Annotated in this window: 16 protein-coding genes; 10 read left to right on the forward strand and 6 right to left on the reverse strand. The window is 63.6% G+C overall.

Annotation, left to right across the window (positions count from 1 at the left end):
• The first annotated feature begins 43 nt into the window (after positions 1 to 43).
• Complete coding sequence (locus CIC12_RS19380) at positions 44 to 2,044, forward strand: sensor histidine kinase (protein WP_168666013.1); 2,001 nt, start codon at positions 44 to 46, stop codon at positions 2,042 to 2,044.
• Positions 2,045 to 2,062: 18 nt separating this feature from the next.
• The gene (locus CIC12_RS19385; RefSeq protein ID WP_174772104.1) at positions 2,063 to 3,415 is read left to right on the forward strand and encodes a sigma-54-dependent transcriptional regulator; all 1,353 of its coding nucleotides are present in this window, start codon (positions 2,063 to 2,065) and stop codon (positions 3,413 to 3,415) included.
• A gap of 75 nt (positions 3,416 to 3,490) precedes the next feature.
• Here the strand turns inward: CIC12_RS19385 and CIC12_RS19390 are convergent, their stop codons facing one another.
• Positions 3,491 to 4,018 (reverse strand): peroxiredoxin family protein, encoded by a 528-nt coding sequence (locus tag CIC12_RS19390; RefSeq protein WP_168666015.1) that lies wholly within the window; start codon positions 4,016 to 4,018, stop codon positions 3,491 to 3,493.
• Between the two features lie 171 nt (positions 4,019 to 4,189).
• Here CIC12_RS19390 and CIC12_RS19400 point away from each other — a divergent pair, with 171 nt between their 5' ends.
• Positions 4,190 to 4,873 (forward strand): hypothetical protein, encoded by a 684-nt coding sequence (locus tag CIC12_RS19400; RefSeq protein WP_446728022.1) that lies wholly within the window; start codon positions 4,190 to 4,192, stop codon positions 4,871 to 4,873.
• Between the two features lie 332 nt (positions 4,874 to 5,205).
• Here the strand turns inward: CIC12_RS19400 and CIC12_RS19405 are convergent, their stop codons facing one another.
• Together CIC12_RS19405 and CIC12_RS19410 are read right to left on the reverse strand one after the other, a co-directional pair.
• Positions 5,206 to 6,813 (reverse strand): YifB family Mg chelatase-like AAA ATPase, encoded by a 1,608-nt coding sequence (locus tag CIC12_RS19405; protein WP_168666017.1) that lies wholly within the window; start codon positions 6,811 to 6,813, stop codon positions 5,206 to 5,208.
• Positions 6,814 to 6,933: 120 nt separating this feature from the next.
• Positions 6,934 to 7,191 (reverse strand): accessory factor UbiK family protein, encoded by a 258-nt coding sequence (locus CIC12_RS19410; RefSeq protein WP_168666019.1) that lies wholly within the window; start codon positions 7,189 to 7,191, stop codon positions 6,934 to 6,936.
• 400 nt (positions 7,192 to 7,591) lie between these two features.
• On the opposite strand from CIC12_RS19410, the gene CIC12_RS19415 reads away from it, so the two are divergent.
• The 7 genes from CIC12_RS19415 (at position 7,592) to ptsP (ending at position 15,345) form a co-directional block, all read left to right on the forward strand.
• On the forward strand, positions 7,592 to 7,930 hold the full coding sequence (locus tag CIC12_RS19415; RefSeq protein ID WP_006048089.1) for a P-II family nitrogen regulator: 339 nt from the start codon (positions 7,592 to 7,594) through the stop codon (positions 7,928 to 7,930).
• Positions 7,931 to 7,974: 44 nt separating this feature from the next.
• Positions 7,975 to 9,474 carry an ammonium transporter gene (locus CIC12_RS19420; RefSeq protein WP_168666021.1) on the forward strand — a complete coding sequence of 500 codons (1,500 nt, stop codon included), beginning with the start codon at positions 7,975 to 7,977 and terminating at the stop codon, positions 9,472 to 9,474.
• A 236-nt stretch (positions 9,475 to 9,710) separates the two neighbouring features.
• Complete coding sequence (gshA, locus tag CIC12_RS19425; protein WP_168666023.1) at positions 9,711 to 11,000, forward strand: glutamate--cysteine ligase; 1,290 nt, start codon at positions 9,711 to 9,713, stop codon at positions 10,998 to 11,000.
• Between the two features lie 101 nt (positions 11,001 to 11,101).
• Positions 11,102 to 12,058: a glutathione synthase gene (gene gshB / locus CIC12_RS19430; protein ID WP_168666025.1), complete on the forward strand. Its 957-nt coding sequence runs from the start codon at positions 11,102 to 11,104 to the stop codon at positions 12,056 to 12,058.
• A 329-nt stretch (positions 12,059 to 12,387) separates the two neighbouring features.
• Positions 12,388 to 12,915, forward strand: coding sequence for a PTS sugar transporter subunit IIA (locus tag CIC12_RS19435; RefSeq protein ID WP_121319215.1), 528 nt, complete (start codon positions 12,388 to 12,390; stop codon positions 12,913 to 12,915).
• Between the two features lie 111 nt (positions 12,916 to 13,026).
• Positions 13,027 to 13,296 carry an HPr family phosphocarrier protein gene (locus tag CIC12_RS19440; RefSeq protein ID WP_133650007.1) on the forward strand — a complete coding sequence of 90 codons (270 nt, stop codon included), beginning with the start codon at positions 13,027 to 13,029 and terminating at the stop codon, positions 13,294 to 13,296.
• Between the two features lie 300 nt (positions 13,297 to 13,596).
• Positions 13,597 to 15,345: a phosphoenolpyruvate--protein phosphotransferase gene (ptsP, locus tag CIC12_RS19445; RefSeq protein WP_168666028.1), complete on the forward strand. Its 1,749-nt coding sequence runs from the start codon at positions 13,597 to 13,599 to the stop codon at positions 15,343 to 15,345.
• A gap of 83 nt (positions 15,346 to 15,428) precedes the next feature.
• On the opposite strand, the gene CIC12_RS19450 is transcribed toward ptsP, so the two are convergent.
• The 3 genes from CIC12_RS19450 to gpmA all read right to left on the reverse strand — a co-directional run bounded on the left by CIC12_RS19450 (position 15,429) and on the right by gpmA (position 18,985).
• Entirely contained in the window at positions 15,429 to 16,187 is a 759-nt protein-coding gene (locus CIC12_RS19450; protein ID WP_168666030.1) for a HesA/MoeB/ThiF family protein, read from the reverse strand.
• Positions 16,188 to 16,350: 163 nt separating this feature from the next.
• Complete coding sequence (locus CIC12_RS19455; protein ID WP_168666032.1) at positions 16,351 to 17,934, reverse strand: S41 family peptidase; 1,584 nt, start codon at positions 17,932 to 17,934, stop codon at positions 16,351 to 16,353.
• A gap of 304 nt (positions 17,935 to 18,238) precedes the next feature.
• The gene (gene gpmA / locus CIC12_RS19460; protein WP_168666048.1) at positions 18,239 to 18,985 is read right to left on the reverse strand and encodes a 2,3-diphosphoglycerate-dependent phosphoglycerate mutase; all 747 of its coding nucleotides are present in this window, start codon (positions 18,983 to 18,985) and stop codon (positions 18,239 to 18,241) included.
• Positions 18,986 to 19,092: the final 107 nt, after the last annotated feature.

Here is a 19,092-nt window from a genome sequence, read left to right on the forward strand (position 1 = left end):
GCGCAGGTTCAGACTCCACCATAACGGCTGCGGACTCCCGCGTATGAAACCGGGTACTCCGCGCCCATCCACCGCGCCCCCGCATCGCGAAGCTGGCGACGGCGGCGCGCCACCGTATGCCACAATGTCCGATCCTTACCGATTGGACATTGCCAACGTGACGCGCCGCCTGTTGATCCTCTTCGCGCTCGTTGCCGGGCTCGCGGCGGCATGCGGACTGACCTACAGCATCGCGTGGCAAAGCGGCATCGACAACCTGCGGCGCAACGCCGCCGTGCGTGCCGAGCGTACCGCCAGTACGCTGAGGAGCACGCTCGAGCGCTACGAGTCGCTGCCGTATCTGCTTGCCGAACATCCGATCGTGCAGGACGTGCTGGTCGATCCCCGTCCGGCTAACGTCAAACGCGCGAACCTTTATCTCGAAGACCTCAACCGCCATGCGCGGGCCACCGTCACGTACATCATTCCGCTCGACGGTTATTGTGTCGCCGCGAGCAACTGGCGCGGGCCGGGCAGTTTCATCGGCGCGGGCTATGAGTTCCGGCCGTATTTTCTCGATGCGGTCAATGGCGGCGTAGGCCGCTTCTTCGGCATCGGCACGATTTCGCAGGCGCCGGGCTACTACATTTCACAACCGGTGCGGCGCGACGGCAAGATCGTCGGCGTGGCGGTCGTCAAACTCGATCTCGAATGGTTTCAGGGCGCCGACGCGTCCGAGCCGCTGGTCGTCACCGACGATCACGGCGTGATCTTTCTGTCCTCGGTGCCGGCGTGGAAATATCACACGATCCGGCCGCTGTCCGGACCGGTCGCCGATTCGATCTATCAGGCGCGTCAATACGCGCAGCAGCCGATCGCGCCGCTGCCGGTGACGATCCAGCGCACGCTCGAAGGCAATGCGCAGATCGTGCGCATCGGCGGCGGCCGCTCCGCGCCGCGCTTTCTCGCGTCGCGGCGCAGCATGGGCGTGCCCGACTGGCATCTGATTACGATGTCGCCCGTCGATCCGGTCGACGCCGACGCGCGCAAGGCGACCATCGTCACCGGCTTCGGCTACATCTCCATCGTGTTGCTCGCGTTCTACTGGCGTATGCGCCGCGCCCGCGTGCGCGAGATGATGCGCAGCCGCACGCTGCTGCAAAAGGCCTACGCGGAACTGAACCAGCGGGTCGCCGAACGCACGGCGGATCTGTCGCAGGCGAACGAACAGTTACAGAAGGAAGTGACCGAGCGCACGCGCGCCGAGCAGGAGTTGCGCGCCGCGCACGACGAGCTGATCCAGGCGAGCAAGCTCGCCGCGCTCGGGCAAATGGCGGCCGGCATCACGCATGAATTGAATCAGCCGCTTGCCGCGTTGCGCGGTTTCTCGGACAACACGCGCGTGCTGCTCGAACGCGGCGACGAGGCGTCGGCGCGCGAGAATCTCGAAGCGATCGCGGCGCTCACCGAGCGCATGGGCAAGATCACCAATCAGTTGAAGCTGTTCGTCGGACGGGCGCGGCCGCGCAATGCGCGCGCGCCGATCATGCGGGCGCTGCGCAATGTCGTCGGGCTGCTGCAGAAGCGCTTGCAGAGCGTCGAAGTCGCGTTCACGCTGTTCGATGCGGTGAATGGCGTGCGCACGCCGCTCAGTCTCGCCGACGACCATCCTGAACTGATCGCGCATTGCGACGACCTGCGGCTCGAACAGGTGCTGATCAACCTGCTCGGCAATGCGCTCGACGCGATTGCCGGCATCAGCGCGCCGCGCATCGAGATCGAGATCGAAGTCGCCGAGGCGAACGTGTCGTTCATGGTGAGCGACAACGGCCCCGGCATTCCCGACGACGTGCTGCCGCGTCTGTTCGAGCCGTTCTTCACGACCAAGGAGATGGGGCAGGGGCTGGGCCTCGGGCTTGCGATCTCGTCGTCGATCGCGCGCGATTGCGGCGGCACGCTGGTCGCGCGCAACGCGCCGGACGGCGGTGCATTATTCGTGTTGACGCTGCGCCGCGCGCGCGTGCAGACGAGCCACCCGGCGGTTCCGCTGACCACGGGTTCCTGAATCAGGATGGAAAACGCGATGCTGAACCACGGCCTGCAAGTGCTATATATCGAAGACGACGAACTAGTGCGCCGCGCCAGTGTGCAGAGCCTGCAACTGGCGGGTTTCGACGTGGTCGGCCATGCGTCGGTGGAAGCCGCGGCGAAGATGATCAGCGCGGATTTTTCCGGCGTGATCGTCAGCGATATTCGCCTGCCAGGCGCGAGCGGGCTCGATCTGCTCGCGCAGTGCCACGAGCGCGCGCCCGACGTGCCGGTGATCCTGGTCACCGGCCACGGCGATATCTCAATGGCCGTGCAGGCGATGCGCGATGGCGCGTATGACTTCATCGAAAAGCCGTTCGCGTCCGAGCGCCTGATCGAAACCGTGCGGCGCGCGCTGGAGCGCCGCAAGCTGGTGCTGGAGAATCTCGCGCTGCGCCGTGAACTGGCGGAGCAGAACTCGGTGGCGCCACGAATCATCGGCCGCAGTCCCGCAATCGAACAGGTGCGGCGGCTGATCGCGAACATCGCGCCGACCGACGCGTCCGTGCTGATCAATGGCGATACCGGCGCGGGCAAAGAGTTGATCGCGCGCAGTCTGCATGAGCTCTCGCCGCGGCGCGACAAGCCGTTTATCGCAGTGAACTGCGGCGCGCTGCCTGAGCCGATGTTCGAGTCGGAAATGTTCGGCTATGAACCGGGCGCGTTCACCGGCGCGGCGAAACGGCGAATTGGCAAGCTCGAACATGCGTCGGGCGGCACGCTGTTTCTCGACGAGATCGAGAGCATGCCGCTCGCGTTACAGGTCAAGCTGCTGCGCGTGCTGCAGGACGGCGTGCTGGAGCGGCTGGGCTCGAATCAGCCGATTCGCGTGAATTGCCGCGTGGTCGCCGCGGCGAAGGGCGACATGGCTGAGCACGTCGCGGATGGCTCGTTCCGGCGCGACCTGCTGTATCGGCTGAACGTGGTGACGATCGCGCTGCCGCCGTTGGGCGAGCGTCGCGAGGACATCGTGCCCCTCTTCGAACACTTCCTGCTGGATGCGGCGGTGCGTTACCAGCGTCCTGCGCCGATTCTCACCGACCGCCAGCGCGCGAGCCTGATGCAGCGCGACTGGCCGGGCAACGTGCGAGAACTGCGCAATGCCGCCGACCGCTTCGTGCTCGGCGTCGCAGAAGATCCGGTCATGCCTTTCGCCGACGACACCGCGGCCACGCAACCGTTGAAGGAGCGTGTCGAGCAATTCGAACGGGCGATGATCGCGGAGGCATTGGAGCAGGCCGGCGGGGCGGTAGCGGTGGCGGCGGACAAGCTGCAGCTCGGCAAGGCCACGCTCTACGAGAAGATCAAGCGATATGGCCTGGCGGCCAAGGGGGAAGGGGAGCGGTGAGGAACGGCGCCGGCGGCAAGGCGCGGCCGGCGCGTTTGAATCAGATCGACTCGGATCGAGCCGGGGCGAAGGTAGTTACGCCTTCAGCGCCTTTTCCAGCAATTGTTCGAGTTCCGCGAACTGCGGCTCGCCGACATAGCGCTTCAGAATCTTGCCGTCCTTATCGATCAGGAACGTGGTGGGCGTGAGCTGCACGTTGCCGAACTGCTTGGCGGCCGAGCCGTCGTCCATGGCGACCTTGAACGGCAACTGACGCGTTTGCGTGTAGTTAGTCACGTACATCGGCGCGTCGTAGTTCATGGCAACCGCCACGAATTCCAGGCCTTGGCCCTTGAATCGGTTATAGGTCTCGACCATCTGCGGCATTTCCTTCATGCACGTATCGCAGTTCGTCGCCCAGAAGTTGACGAGATAAACCTTGCCTTTCAGGTCGGCGGTCGTGACTTTCTGGCCGGACAGCAGCGTGAAGGTCGCGTCGGGCACCCGCTGCTGACCCGCAAACGCGAAGTAACCGGCCACCGCCAGCACGATCGCCACGGCGGCTGCGATGATGTAGCGCAGTGGGCTCGCGCGCCGGGCGGCGGAAGATGGGTTGGAGCTCATGAACGGAACCTCGAGAGCCGCGCGGAACGCGGGGGCCAGTGGATCGATTGGGCGGTTGGGCCGGTGCTGAACAGCGTCGCTATTGTAGCCCCATTCCGTTGGCGCGGCAGGAGGCAGGGCGGCAGCGGATAATAGGGTTTTACGTTCCGGTCGGTCCGATCTTCTGTCCCCATGTTCCGAGCTGCTTTTCGCGTTAGCCGTTTCCTCGCCCGAATTCGTTCCTGCTTTTCTTTCGGTAGCCGGTTTCACAGCGGGCCGCCAGCCGATCACAACCGGCCGGCCGGCGCGCCGGACGCTTCGTCGCGCCGGCCGCGCGGCCGTGCGCGGCTCGCGGCGACTGCCTGCGCGCTGGTGCTTGGCGCCGCGTTGAGCGCCTGCTCGCCGACCTTCGACTGGCGCACCATCATGAACAACGACAACGGCTACACCGTCGACTTTCCCGCCAAGCCGGGCAACGATCAGCGGCCGGTGCAGATCGGCGACACGGTAATGCCGATGGCGATGCAAACGGCCGAAGCCGGTAACGCGGTTTTCGCAGTCGGCACCGTCATGCTGCCCGACGACAAGGAAACCACGCAGCGTGCCGCGCTGGCTTTTTTGCGCGATGGCCTCGCTCGTAACGTTGGCGCGGCGCCCGACGCGCATGCAGTGCAAATCCCGCTGGCGGCGGGCGGCCAGGTGCTGGGCCTCGAAATGAAACTCAGCGGTGAGGCGGGTTCGCGACATGAAATGCGCACGGTCTACGCCCGCCTGGCGGCGCGCGGGCGCCACGTCTATCAGGCGGCAATCATCGCTGACAAACCGCTGCAGCCAGAGCAGGTCGAGCAGTTTTTTTCGTCGTTCAAACTTTATTGAAGGCGGTATTTTTGGCCGATTGGGTGCGTGAAGGAGCAATGTTTGGAGTGAAAGTTCCTTCGCAGCATCCTGAGCTAATTCCCGGTTTACGTTGAAGTTTTCCGCGTGCGCGTCGCTCCTGTGGATAACTCTGTTGAGAACTTGCCCGTATTTGCCGCAGATGCCCGTGCCATGGGCGTTTTGTGAATTCTCCCCGACTTCTGGCATTTAAAAAAAGTCAATCAAATCAATGGGTTTTGATTGAGCCCTTCTGCGCGCCTTTCAAATGTATCCAAATCTGTCAGAAGCGTGCGTGTGTGCATAAGTCAAGTCTTGACAGCATATTTTTCTCCTCATAACGAGCCGAAAACCCGTCGGTACTGGATGGCCTCCGCAATCTGCGCAGCGCTCGGCATCGTCGCGCCGGCGAGGTCGGCGATGCTACGCGCGACCTTCAGCACCCGATAGTAAGCACGCGCTGACCATCGGAAGCGCTCGCCGGCTTCACGCAGCAGCGCTTCGCCGGCCGCGTCGGGGCGGCAAACCTCGTCCACTTCCCGGCCCCCGAGTTCGCGATTGGTCTTGCCCTGCCGCAGCAATTGCCGCTCGCGCGCGACGCATACCCGTCGAGCGATCGCCGCGCTCGCCTCGCCGGCCGTCGCCGACCGAGCAGCAAGTTCCGCCGGCGTGAGCGCCGGAATCTCAAGCTGGATGTCGATTCGATCCAGCAAAGGGCCGGACAGCTTACGCAGATAACGCGCCGCGATCTCCGGCGTGCAGCGGCAGCGGCCGCCCGGGTCGCCACGCCATCCGCAAGGGCAGGGGTTCATCGCGGCGATCAGTTGGCAGGCCGCCGGGAAATCCGCCTGGAGGGCGGCGCGCGAGATTGTGATGCGGCCGGCTTCGAGCGGCTCTCGTAGCGTTTCGAGGACATCGCGACTGAATTCGGGCAGTTCGTCCAGGAACAACACGCCCAGATGCGCAAGCGTGATCTCCCCAGGCTGCGGCGGATTGCGCCCACCGACCAACGCCGCTGCGCTCGAGGAGTGGTGCGGCGCCCGAAACGGCCGCTGCCGCCACTGCGCTGCCGTGAAGCCAGCCCGGCTGGCGGACAGCAAGGCGGCGGAGCTGAGCGCTTCGTCGTCGGTCATAGGCGGCAGCAGGCTCGGCAGGCGGGCGGCGAGCATTGATTTGCCGGCGCCGGGCGGTCCGATCAGCAACACGTGGTGCCCGCCGGCCGCCGCGACTTCGAGGGCGCGGCGCGCGGCGCGCTGGCCGATCACGTCGGCCATGTCGGGCACGACAGCGGGCATGCTTTCGGCGAGGTCGGGCGCAGCGACGGCAGAAAGCCGCGCGTCGGGCGCTCCGGCGAGGTGGGCGCAGAGCGACGGCAGATCGGCGGCGCCGTAGACATCGACGCCGGGCACGAGCGCGGCTTCCGCCGCGCTAGTGGCAGGGAGATAGAGCTGCGGAGTACGTTCCGCAGCGAGCGGGGCCACGGTTGACTTTCCGGGGATCGCGGAAGATGAGAAGCCCTCGCCGTGCGCGCCGCGCTGAGCCGCACCGCTGCGCGCCGTCCCGCAAGCCATCGCGAAAGCGCCGCGCATCGGCCGCAGTGCGCCAGTCAACGATAGCTCGCCAGCAAACTCCCGATACAGCAAGGATTCAACGGGAATCTGCCCGCTCGCCGCGAGGATGCCCAACGCAATCGGCAGGTCGAAGCGGCCGGATTCCTTCGGCAAATCGGCAGGGGCGAGATTGACGGTAATACGTCGGACAGGGAAGTCGAAGCCGCAGTTTTGCAGTGCCGCGCGCACGCGCTCGCGGCTTTCGCGCACTTCCAGATCAGGAAGGCCGACGATCGAAAATGAGGGTAATCCGTTCGCGAGGTGAACCTCGACAGTAACTTCGGGCGCGCGGCCAGAGGCCGGCGCGCGACTGCGCACCACAGCAAGCGACATATTTTCTCCCGTCGGACGGCACGCCGAAGCGCGCGCCAGTCCCCTAAAACGCTGATGACGTCACGGCTCGCTTGCCTGTGATGGGCAGCATTGCGCAGCTAGTGCGCTACTAACGACGCGTTACGGCGTTTGCGAAGCGAGCGGCAGCTTCTGTTCAAGTTCGGCGACGCGGCGCTCCAGTTCTTCGAGGCGGGCGCGAGTACGTACCAGCACCTGGGTCTGCGTATCGAATTCCTCGCGCGTGACGAGGTCCAGTTTCGAAAAGCCCTGCGACAGCATGGCCTTCACGTTGCGTTCGACGTCTTTGGCTGGCGAGTTCTTGAACAACTCGCTCATGCGAGCCTGAAAGTCATTGAAAACATCGTTGGGTTGTTTCATGGTGTTTCCCCTTTGTGCACAAAAGATGTGCATATTTCGTTACGCCTGTGCTTGGTCATCACGCGTGGGCTGACTTGGTGCGTCCCCGGTTGCGCGCCGCTGCGGCATGAGCGCCTTTGGTGCGCCGCCTGTGTGTTCAAACCTTCGGACACTCTAGCAACGATCCATACGCCGCGCCAGCGTGCCCCGCCCTCGTTAGCCATCCGGCCAGGGTCGCTTGAGAGTGCCTTTCCTGGCGTGCGCGGTGCGCAGTCTGACACAACATGGCATGCGAGTTGCTGTTACTGCCCCGCGCGCACTGCCGGACGCTTTTTACCGGCAGAGGAACGAGACCACGCGAACGGGTTATGGGTACGCAAAACGCTTACGCAACGGGTTACGCAACTTAGCGAGGGATTTCATGAAGCTCATTACCGCAATCATCAAGCCGTTCAAGCTCGATGAGGCGCGCGAAGCCTTGTCGGCCATCGGCGTCTCGGGCATCACGGTGACGGAAGTCAAAGGCTTCGGCCGCCAGAAGGGCCACACGGAGCTGTATCGGGGTGCTGAATATGTCGTCGATTTCCTGCCGAAAGTGAAGATCGAGGCCGCTGTCTCGGACGACATCGTCGACCAGGCGATCGAGGCGCTCGAACGCGCAGCGCGCACCGGCAAGATCGGCGACGGCAAGATCTTCGTCACGCCGATCGAGCAGGTGATCCGGATTCGCACCGGGGAGACCGGCGCGGACGCTCTGTAACACGAAAAGATAGCGACACAGATAGCGATAAGAGGAAACGAAAGATGCGCAAATTATTGATGTCCCTGCTGATGGCCGGTTCGCTGCTCGCGGGCGGTATTGGCGCCGCCCTTGCGGACGACGCGTCCGCTCCCGCAGCCGCCTCGGCTGCCGATACGACCGCCAGCGCCCCGGCGCCGGACGCGTCGGCACCGGCAGCCGCACCCGCGTCGGCACCGGCCGCCGACGCCTCTGCCGCACCCGCAGTAGCCGCGCCTGGGGCATCGGCTCCTGCAGCCGACGCCGCCCCGGCGGCACCGACCGCGCCGTTCTCGGTCGATTCGTCGAAGATCAATTCGGGCGACACTGCCTGGATGCTGACTTCTACCGCGCTCGTGCTGTTCATGACGATCCCGGGTCTGGCGCTTTTCTACGGCGGCATGGTCCGCAAGAAGAACGTGCTCGCGACGCTGATGCAAAGCTTCGCGATCACCTGCCTCGTGACGATCATCTGGACGGTGGTGGGCTACAGCCTCGCCTTCACGCCGGGCGGCTCGTTCATCGGCGGCTTCTCGCGCGTCTTCATGGCCGGCATGAACTACATCAAGGGTGACAAAGCCACGACGCTGACCGTCAGCCATCTGGCTCCGACGATTCCCGAAACGGTCTACTTCGTCTATCAGATGACGTTCGCGATCATCACCCCGGCACTGATCACTGGCGCGTTTGCCGACCGTATGAAGTTCTCGGCGATGCTGGTGTTCATGACGCTGTGGTCGATCATCGTCTACTCGCCGATCGCGCACATGGTCTGGGAACCGACCGGCTGGCTGGCTAGCGCGGGCATCCTCGACTTCGCGGGCGGCACAGTGGTGCACATCAACGCCGGTATCGCGGCGCTGGTTTGCGCGCTGGTGCTCGGCAAGCGTGTCGGTTACGGCAAGGAAGCCATGGCTCCGCACAACCTGACGCTCACGCTGATCGGTGGCGCGATGCTGTGGGTGGGCTGGTTCGGCTTCAACGCGGGTTCGGCGGTGGCGGCCGACGGCCGTGCCGGTTTCGCGATGTTCACGACGCAAGTCGCTACCGCGGCAGCAGCGCTCGCGTGGATGTTCGCCGAATGGGCGGCCAAGGGTAAGCCGTCGGTGCTCGGTATCGTGTCGGGTGCGGTGGCGGGTCTGGTGGCGATTACGCCGGCTTCGGGCTTCGTCGGCACGACCGGCGCGCTGGTTATCGGTATCGTGGCGGGTGTGGTCTGCTTCTGGTCGGCGACGTGGCTCAAGCACAAGCTCGGTTACGACGACTCGCTCGACGCGTTCGGCGTGCACTGCATCGGCGGTATCGTGGGTGCGCTCCTGACCGGCGTGTTCGCGGTCAAGGACATCGGCGGCGCGGACGGCAGCGTCATCGTGCAAGCCAAGGGCGTGCTGACGACGCTGGTCTACAGCGGGGTGGTGAGCTACATCCTGCTGAAGATCATCGACATGGTGATGGGCATCCGCGTGACGGAGGAGCAGGAGCGCGAAGGCCTGGACGTGAGCCTGCACGGCGAACACGTCGAATAAGCAACACTTCTGCGAGCCCGCGCTCCCGGGCTTGTCTGATCACGATTAAGCGCAGCGATTTGGCCCGCCTTCATGGCGGGCTTTTTTCTTGCGGGGTATCTTGAAAACGGCAGTTTCTCGCGCCTATGATCGAAATAGCGAGAATGCATTCGCGTCCGCTTGCGAATGGAGAAACCGTCCCCAAATGGACAAAGCATTTGCTCTACAATCTTTTTTCTCCAGTCTGCGAGTGATCAATGGTTCCGCACCTAGTTACGGCGTTAAACGGCCCGCTGCTCGATCTCGAGCGGAAGATCCTCGACGCCACACCCGCCATCGAACGCTGGTTCCGGCTCGAATGGCAGGAGCACACGCCGCCGTTCTACTGCTCCGTCGATCTGCGTAACGCGGGGTTCAAGCTCGCGCCGGTCGACACCAATCTGTTCCCCGGGGCATTCAACAATCTGCCGCAGGAAGTGCTGCCCCTGGCCGTGCAGGCCGCAATGGCCTCGATCGAGAAGATCTGCCCGGACGCCAAGAATCTGCTGGTGATTCCGGAGCGCCACACGCGCAACGCGTTTTACCTCGAAAACGTCGCCCGTCTCGCCGCGATCATGCGCCAGGCTGGCCTGAACGTGCGTTTCGGCACACTCGACGACAGCATCAACGGGCCGGTCACGATCGCGCTGTCGGACGGCCAGAAGCTCGTGCTCGAACCGCTCGAACGCTCGCAGCGCCGTCTCGGCCTGAAGAACTTCGACCCGTGCTCGATCCTGCTGAACAACGACCTGTCAGGGGGCATTCCGCCCGTGCTCGAAAATCTGCACGAGCAGTACCTGCTGCCGCCGTTGCACGCCGGCTGGGCGGTTCGTCGCAAATCCACGCATTTCTCGTGCTATGACGACGTCGCAAAAAAATTCGCGAAGATGGTCGAAATCGATCCGTGGATGATCAATCCGTACTTCGCGCATGTCGAAGGCGTCGATTTCCAGGAGCGCACCGGTGAAGAAGCGCTGACCGACGCGATCGACGGCGTGCTCAAAAAGATCGCCAGGAAGTATCGCGAGTACGGCATCTCCGAGAAACCGTATGTCGTCATCAAGTCGGACGCGGGCACGTACGGCATGGGCGTGATGACCGTGCACGATGCGTCGGAAGTGGCCGCGCTCACCAAGCGCGAGCGCGCGAAGATGGCGGCCACCAAAGACGGCCTGGAAGTGCACGACGTGATCGTGCAGGAAGGCGTGTACACGTTCGAGCGTATCGGCGAGGAAGTCGCTGAGCCGGTCGTCTACATGATCGACCGCTACGTGGTGGGCGGTTTCTACCGCGTGCACGGCAGCCGCGAGCGCGACCAGAACCTGAACGCACCCGGCATGCACTTCGTGCCGCTCGGCTTCGAGCATACGGCGCTGCCGGACGCGCACGCGAAGCCCGGCGCGGCGCCGCCGAACCGCTTCTACATGTACGGGGTGGTGGCGCGGCTCGGGCTGCTTGCCGCATCGGTCGAACTGGAAAAGACCGATCCGGAAGCCATTCAGGTCTAATCCATCCTGAATGGGCGATGGCGGCATGCGTGCCGCCATCGCCGTTTTCAACGACTATATTGACGAACAATGCCACGCCCGCAGGGCGCACCGGGACCTTCATGGACATTCTTTTCATCGCCGATCCGCTCTCCCAGTTCAAGATCTACAAAGATTCGACCTATGCGATGATGGCCGAGGCCGCACGCCGCGGGCACGTGGTGTACACGTGCGAGCCGAAGCATCTGGCGTGGACCGGCGGGGACGTCGAAGCGAACGTGCAGCGGATTGCGATCGTCGGCGACGTGACAGATCTGCATCGCGACGAGTGGCACGCCGCCGACGCGGCCGCGCCGCGTGCGCTGAAGAGCTTCAGCGCGGTGGTGATGCGCAAGGACCCGCCGTTCGACATGGAATATGTCACGTCGACGTGGCTGCTCGAAATGGCCGAGCGGGGCGGCGCGCGCATCTTCAACAAGCCGCAGGCGATTCGCGACCATTCGGAAAAACTGGCGATCGGCGAGTTCGCGCAGTTTGTCACGCCCACGCTGGTCACGCGCGACGCGTCCCGTTTGCGCGCATTCCATGAACAGCACGGCGACGTGATCCTCAAGCCGCTCGACGGCATGGGCGGCATGGGCGTGTTCCGCGTGAAGGCCGACGGGATGAACCTGGGCTCGATCATCGAAATGCTGAGCCACGATGGCGCGCGCTCGGTGATGGCGCAAAAGTTCATCCCCGAAATCAAGGACGGTGACAAGCGCATTTTGCTGATCGGCGGCGCTGCGGTGCCGTATTCGCTCGCGCGTATTCCTCAGGGTAATGAAGTGCGCGGCAATCTCGCAGCCGGTGGCCTCGGCGTGGCGCGTCCGCTCACGGAGCATGATCGCAAGATCGCCGACACGCTCGCGCCGGCGCTCGCGGCGCGCGGTCTGCTGCTGGTCGGGCTGGACGCGATCGGCGACTGGCTGACCGAAGTCAACGTGACGAGCCCGACGTGCTTCCGGGAAATCATGGATCAGACCGGCTTCGACGTCGCCGCGATGTTCCTCGACGCGCTGGAGCGCGCGGCGGCCTGACGCTCGGCCCTTGAATGCCCGCCGTAGTCCCCAACCTGTGTAGTAAATCCGCATCAAGCGCCGCGCCGGATTTGGCGCGAAAATGAGCCTGATACAATGCCCGCTCTTTCGCGCCAAGCCGGTTCGGTGGCTTCAACCGAAGCCACCGGCATAGATCGCGGACGGTGAGCGAGCAATGTTCAGGCGGCGTCGACGTGGCGCGGCGGGGCGCGCTGCTCATTAAACGATGCGTTCCGGCTCTCATGACCTACGGCCGGTCGAGGGCGCTGACGAACCGGGCCTCGTCCCGGTCCCACGGTTTGGGGCCGTTCTTTTGCAGCAAGGCTGACATGGCAGGCATTCTGATCATTGCGCACGCTCCGTTCGCCACCGCGTTGCGCGATTGTATTTCGCACATCTACGGCGGTTTGCCGGCTCGCATCGGCGTGATCGACGTATCACCCGATTGCGATCCCGCGCAACAGGTTGCGTTTGCGAACTCGGAAATCGAGCGTTTGAAGGAAGAAAACGGCGCCCTCGTGCTCACGGATATGTTCGGTGCGACGCCAGCGAATATCGCGGGCCGGCTCGCCACGGTGCCGAATGTACGCGTGCTCTGCGGTGTCAATTTGCCGATGCTGGTACGCGCGGTCTGCTATCGCGCTACGCCGCTCGACACGCTGGTCGACAAGGCACTCGCCGGCGCGACTAAGGGCGTGCATGCAATCGGACCGGCTACGCCGGCGTCCGTGGCATGCGCGGCGGCTGTCAGCGAGTGCATGTCGGGTTTGCCGCCTGACGCGGCTGCGGGTGACTGTCTACCCGCGCTCCCGGCCGACGCCGATCTGACCCAGAAGACCGACGCGGCCGGTTTGTAGGCCACGCGCAGACCGTTCAAAGCCCGATGCCCAATGCTTCAAATGCAGTGCAACGGGTGTGTGCAAATTCACCTTTCGCAACCATACTTACCCGCGCTTTCGGACCATCACATGCTGCAACAGGAAACGACTATTGTGAACAAGCTGGGGCTGCACGCACGCGCGTCGGCCAAGTTGACGCAACTCGCGGGCAACTACCAGGCGGAAATCTGGATGAGCCGCAATGGCCGCCGCATCAATGCCAAGAGCATCATGGGTGTGATGATGCTGGCCGCGGGCATCGGCAGCACGGTGCTGATCGAAACCGAAGGCACTGACGAAAAGGATGCGATGGACGCACTGCTGAAACTGATTGCCGATAAATTCGGCGAGGGTCAGTGACGTCGCGCGTGCACGTTTGCAACGAGCATCTACGCCGCGGCTATCCGCGGCGTTTTTTTAATGCGAGAAGATGGGCGGACAGGCGCGGGGAAATCGGCTTGCCTGTCCGTGCATAGACGTGATCAACTTGCCGGACTGCAAACCAGCTGAAGGCGCATTGTCATGTCGATGACGATAATTCGTGCTGCGCTGCACATAGGCCTGCCGTACTTGGAGAGGGTGCGGAATTTATAATGACCAGCAGAGTCTGAGAGCATTGCAGCGGTTTGCCGCGGCATCACACAACTAGAGGAGGTGCGCGTGTCCTTCACGCTGCATGGAATTCCCGTATCACGCGGTATCGCTATCGGGCGGGCCTATCTGATCGCCCCGGCAGCACTTGACGTAGACCACTATCTGATCGAACCCGCCCAGATCGAGGGTGAGGTCGAGCGTTTTCGCGCGGCTCAGCAACACGTGCATCGGGAGCTCGACACGCTGCGCGCCGATCTCGCCGCAGACGCGCCCAGCGAAATGGGCGCGTTCATCAATGTTCATTCAATGATCCTGAACGATGCGATGCTCGTGCAGGAAACCATCGACCTGATCCGCACGCGCCGCTACAACGTCGAGTGGGCGCTGACCGAGCAACTCGAGCGCCTGTCGCGTCACTTCGACGACATTGAAGACGAGTATCTGCGCGAGCGCAAAGCCGACATCGAGCAGGTGGTGGAGCGCGTGCTGAAGGCGCTCGCGGGGGCGTCGGCGACGCTCGGTGGCGGCGTGCACGGCGCCTGCGACGAGATGATCGTGGTCGCGCACGACATCGCGCCGGCCGACATGATGCAGTTCAAGACGCAGACGTTTCAGGGCTTCGTCACGGATCTCGGCGGCCGCACGTCGCATACGGCGATCGTTGCGCGCAGCCTGGGCATTCCCGCCGCGGTCGGCGTGCAGCACGCGAGCGCGTTGATCCGTCAGGACGACCTGATCATTGTCGATGGTGATCATGGCATCGTGATCGTCGATCCCGCGCCGATTGTGCTCGAAGAGTATTCGTATCGGCAAAGCGAAAAAGAGCTGGAGCAACGCAAGCTGCAACGCCTGAAATTTTCGCCGACACAAACGGTGTGCGGCACGCGCATCGAACTGTGCGCGAACATCGAGCTGCCGGAAGACGCGCGCGCCGCGGTCAACTCGGGTGCGACCGGCGTGGGGCTGTTCCGCACCGAGTTCCTGTTCATGAATCACAAGCACCGCCTGCCCGAGGAGGAAGAGCAGTTCGCCGCGTACCGCCGGGCCGTCGAGTTGATGAACGGTTTGCCGGTCACGATCCGCACCATCGACGTCGGCGCCGACAAGCCGCTCGACTCCATGGGCGGTGGTGACGGCTACGAGACTGCGGCCAATCCCGCTTTGGGGCTGCGGGCAATTCGCTGGAGTCTCTCGGAGCCGCAAATGTTCCTCACGCAGTTGCGCGCGATTCTGCGCGCGTCGGCGTTCGGCACGGTGAAGATCCTGATTCCAATGCTCGCGCATGCGCAGGAAATCGACCAGACGCTCGATCTGCTGCGCGAAGCCAAGCGCCAACTCGACGATGCAGGCATTGCCTACGATCCGAGCGTGCAAGTTGGCGCGATGATCGAGATCCCGGCGGCCGCCATCGCATTGCCGCTGTTCCTGAAGCGGCTCGACTTTCTGTCGATCGGCACCAACGATCTGATCCAGTACACGCTCGCGATCGACCGCGCCGACAACGCGGTGGCGCATCTGTACGACCCGCTGCATCCGGCCGTACTGCATCTGATCGCGTTCACGCTGCGCGAGGCGAAGCGTGCGGGCGTGCCGGTGTCGGTGTGCGGCGAGATGGCGGGGGATCCGGCATTGACGCGCTTATTGCTGGGCATGGGCCTCACCGAGTTCTCGATGCACCCGAGCCAGTTGCTGGTGGTCAAGCAGGAAGTGCTGCGCTCCCATCTCAAGACGCTGGAAAAGCCGGTGGCCGACGTGTTGGCAGCGTTCGAACCGGAAGAGGTGCAGGCCGCGCTGAAGCGCGTCGCGCTGGCCTGAGCGCGAGGCCGGTTCTTCGCATGAAAAAACGCCGCATGCGGCGTTTTTTTATTCAGCGGTTCGTTAGCGTAGGCATCGCGCCGTCAGACGTGATGCCTTTGTCCACATACCGGGCAATCCGGTTGGCGCCCGATTCGCATCGTGTTCCATTCCATCCGCAGCGAATCGAGCATCATCAGACGGCCCTGCAGCGGCGTGCCGATCGCCCCGATCACCTTGAGTGCTTCAGCGGCCTGCATCGAACCGATGATGCCCACCGTCGGCGCGAACACCCCCATGGTCGAACACGCGACTTCCTCGAACGGCTGGTCCTCGGGAAAGACGCATGCATAGCAGGGCGATGCTTCGTGGCGGAAGTCGAACGTGCTGATCTGGCCGTCGAAACGCAACGCCGCGCCAGACACCAGCGGCACGCCATGCTTCACGCAGGCGCGGTTGATCGCGTGGCGCGTCGCGAAGTTGTCGGTGCAATCGAGCACCACACTCGCGTGCGGTACTTCGCGATCGAGCCAGGCGTCATCGACGCGCTCGGCCACCGCGTTCACCGTCACCTCGGGATTGATCTGCGCAAGCGCATCGCGTCCCGACTCCACCTTTTTGCGCCCGACCGATGCGCTTACGTGCAGGATCTGCCGCTGCAGATTGGTCAAGTCGACCGTATCGGCATCGACCAGCGTCAAGCGGCCAACGCCGGCCGCCGCGAGATACATCGCAGCCGGCGAACCCAAGCCGCCCGCGCCGACGATGATCGCGTGCGCGTCGATAAAGCGCTGCTGCGCCTCGATGCCGATTTCGTCGACGAGAATATGGCGGGAGTAGCGAAGGAGTTGATCGTCATTCATGGCGGGGCGCGTGAGTATGTCGCGCAAAGGGAAGCAGACTTGCGGTCTGCCGTGCGCGTTTCGTTGTTGTTATTTTAATCGCGCGAAGGGTGCGGCTCGTTGCGGGTCTTGCTGCGTGTCTTCGCGGCATGATTCGCCGCGAAGACACGCGAGGGTTTGTTGCTTATTTGCTTTGCGTAGCCGGAGCCGGAGCCGAAGCGGGCGCGACGCCCGATGCACCCGGAACCGGTTGCGTCGGCTTCACCGCGACCGGCGCGGACGCCGACGTGGCCGGCTTGCTCTGCGCGAGACGGCGCTCGGTCAGCGACTTCGATTCCTGCACCGTCTTGCCCTGGAGCTTGGCCAGCGCCTGTTGCAGCATGAAGTCGTCAGCCGAACCGAATTCCACCGGCTTGCGCTCGCGATCCTTCTGGCGCTGTTCCGGCGTCTTCTTGTCGTTCGCTTCTTCGAGTTGGCGCAACTGGTCCATGCGTTCCTGTTCGCGCTGTTCTGCTTCCTTCTTCTCGTTCGGGTCCTGCGTGTTCGCGAGGTGGTTCGAGTAGTCGACTTCGCGGGTCACGAGTGCGTCGTCCGGATCGCCTTCCGCGTATTGGTCGACCGCGATATCAGGACGGATGCCCTTGTTCTGGATCGAACGGCCGCTCGGCGTGTAGTAGTACGCGGTGGTCAGGCGCAGCGCAGTATCCGCGGTCATGGGGCGCACGGTCTGAACCGAGCCCTTGCCGAAGGTGGTCTTGCCGACGATCAGCGCACGATGCTGATCCTGCAGTGCACCTGCAACGATTTCCGAAGCCGACGCCGAGTAGGCGTTGGTCAGCACGATCATCGGCACGGTCTTGAAGATGGGCGGGATGTCCTTCAGCGGATCGCTGTCGAAGGATTGCAGGCGGTAGTTGTCGTACGTATCGCGATAGACCTGCTTCGAATCCGGAATCTGGCCGTTGGTCGACACCACCACCGAATTCGGCGGCAGGAACGCGCCGGCTACGCCGACCGCGCTTTGCAGCAAACCGCCGCCGTTGTTGCGCAGGTCGAGCACGAGGCCTTTCAGATTCGGCTCCTGACGCGCGATGTCTTGCAGCTTCGCCGCGAGATCAGGCGTGGTGCGTTCCTGGAAACTGGTGACGCGGACATACGCGAATCCCGGCGCAACGACCTTGCCCTTGACCGACTGGACCTTGATGATCGCGCGCGTCACCGTGAGCGGGAACGTGCGGTCGTCGGACTTGCGGAAGATCGTGAGCGTGACCTTGGTACCCGGCTCGCCGCGCATCTGCTTGACCGCCTGGTCGAGCGTCATGCCGCGTACGGGTTTGTCGTTGATACGTGTGATCAGGTCGCCCGGACGGATGCCGGCGCGAAACGCGGGCGTGTCTTCAATCGGCGAAATCACCTTGATCAGGCCGTCTTCCGACGAAATCTCGATGCCCAGACCCGCGAAGCGGCCCTTGGTCTGCTCCTGCAGTTCCTCGTAATCGGTCTTGTCGAGGTACGACGAGTGCGGGTCGAGGCTCGACACCATGCCCTTGATCGCGGAAGTGAGGAGCTTTTTATCGTCGACCGGTTCGACGTATTCGTGCTTGATTTGCCCGAACACTTCGGCAAAGAGCCTGAGCTGGTCTAACGGCAGGGGTGCGGCGGCGGCACTAGCGGGTTGCTGGGCCGAGGCGGAAAGTTGCAGGGTGGCAAATGCACCGGTAGCAAGGCCCGCGGCAATCAGGCCGATATTTTTCAGGTTCTTTCGCATAGAGTCTGTTGCGGTCGGAAGCGCGTGGCAGCGTCGATAGGATTTGGACGGACAAGTATAACTGCACACCCGCCTACTCAGGGGGCAGGGCGGGCAATCGTGATTCGACAGGGCGAACCAGAGCTGGTTCGTGAGACAGCGCCCGCGCTAGCGAAGTAATGTGCCGTAACGCGCAGAAGGCGGTCGAAAGGGTGCGCTTGCATGAAGCTGCCACGCCGACCGGTACGTGTTGCCGGTCGGGCAGCCGGCGGACCGCGGCGCCCGTGCATGTTCAACGCGCGGGGCCCGCGGCCCGCTGGCGGAATCAGCCCGCCTTGCCCTGCTTGGCGACCGCGGCTTGCGCCTTGGCGATCGCTTCCTGGTCGCCCAGATAGTAGTGCTTGATCGGCTTCAGGTTCTCGTCGAGTTCATAGACGAGCGGTACGCCGTTCGGAATATTGAGGCCGACGATGTCACTGTCCGAGATGTCGTCGAGATACTTGACCAGCGCGCGGATCGAGTTGCCGTGCGCCGCAATCACGATCTTGCGGCCCGACTTGATGGCCGGCGCGATCGACTCGTTCCACAGCGGCAGCACGCGAGCCACCGTGTCTTTCAGGCATTCGGTGAGCGGCAGCTGTTCGCGTGGCACCTTCGCGTAACGCGGGTCATTGTACGGCGCGCGTTCATCCGTCGGCTCCAGTGCCGGCGGCGGCGTGTCGTAGCTGCGACGCCAGACCAGCACCTGCTCGTCGCCGAACTTCGCGGCGGTTTCCGCCTTGTTCAGGCCCGACAGCGCGCCGTAATGACGTTCGTTCAGGCGCCACGAATGAATGACCGGCAGGTACATCAGATCCATCTTGTCCTGCACGTGCCACAGCGTGCGGATCGCGCGCTTGAGCACCGATGTGTAGGCGATATCGAACGTGTAGCCGGATTCCTTCAGCAGCACGCCCGCCTGCTGCGCTTCACTGTTGCCCTGTTCGGTGAGGTCGACGTCAACCCAGCCGGTGAAGCGGTTTTCCTTGTTCCACGTCGATTCGCCGTGGCGGATGAGAACGAGTTTGTACATGAGATTGCCGGTCGGTAGTAAGGAAGCGGTAAAGCGCAGCGAGGTTCCTCTGAAGGAGCGCCGCCATCGCGTCAGACGGTTATTTTATAATGGCTCGATTGCCCTTT

Origin of the sequence: Paraburkholderia sp. SG-MS1 (genome assembly GCF_012275575.1) — a bacterium.
Taxonomy (GTDB): Bacteria; Pseudomonadota; Gammaproteobacteria; order Burkholderiales; family Burkholderiaceae; genus Paraburkholderia.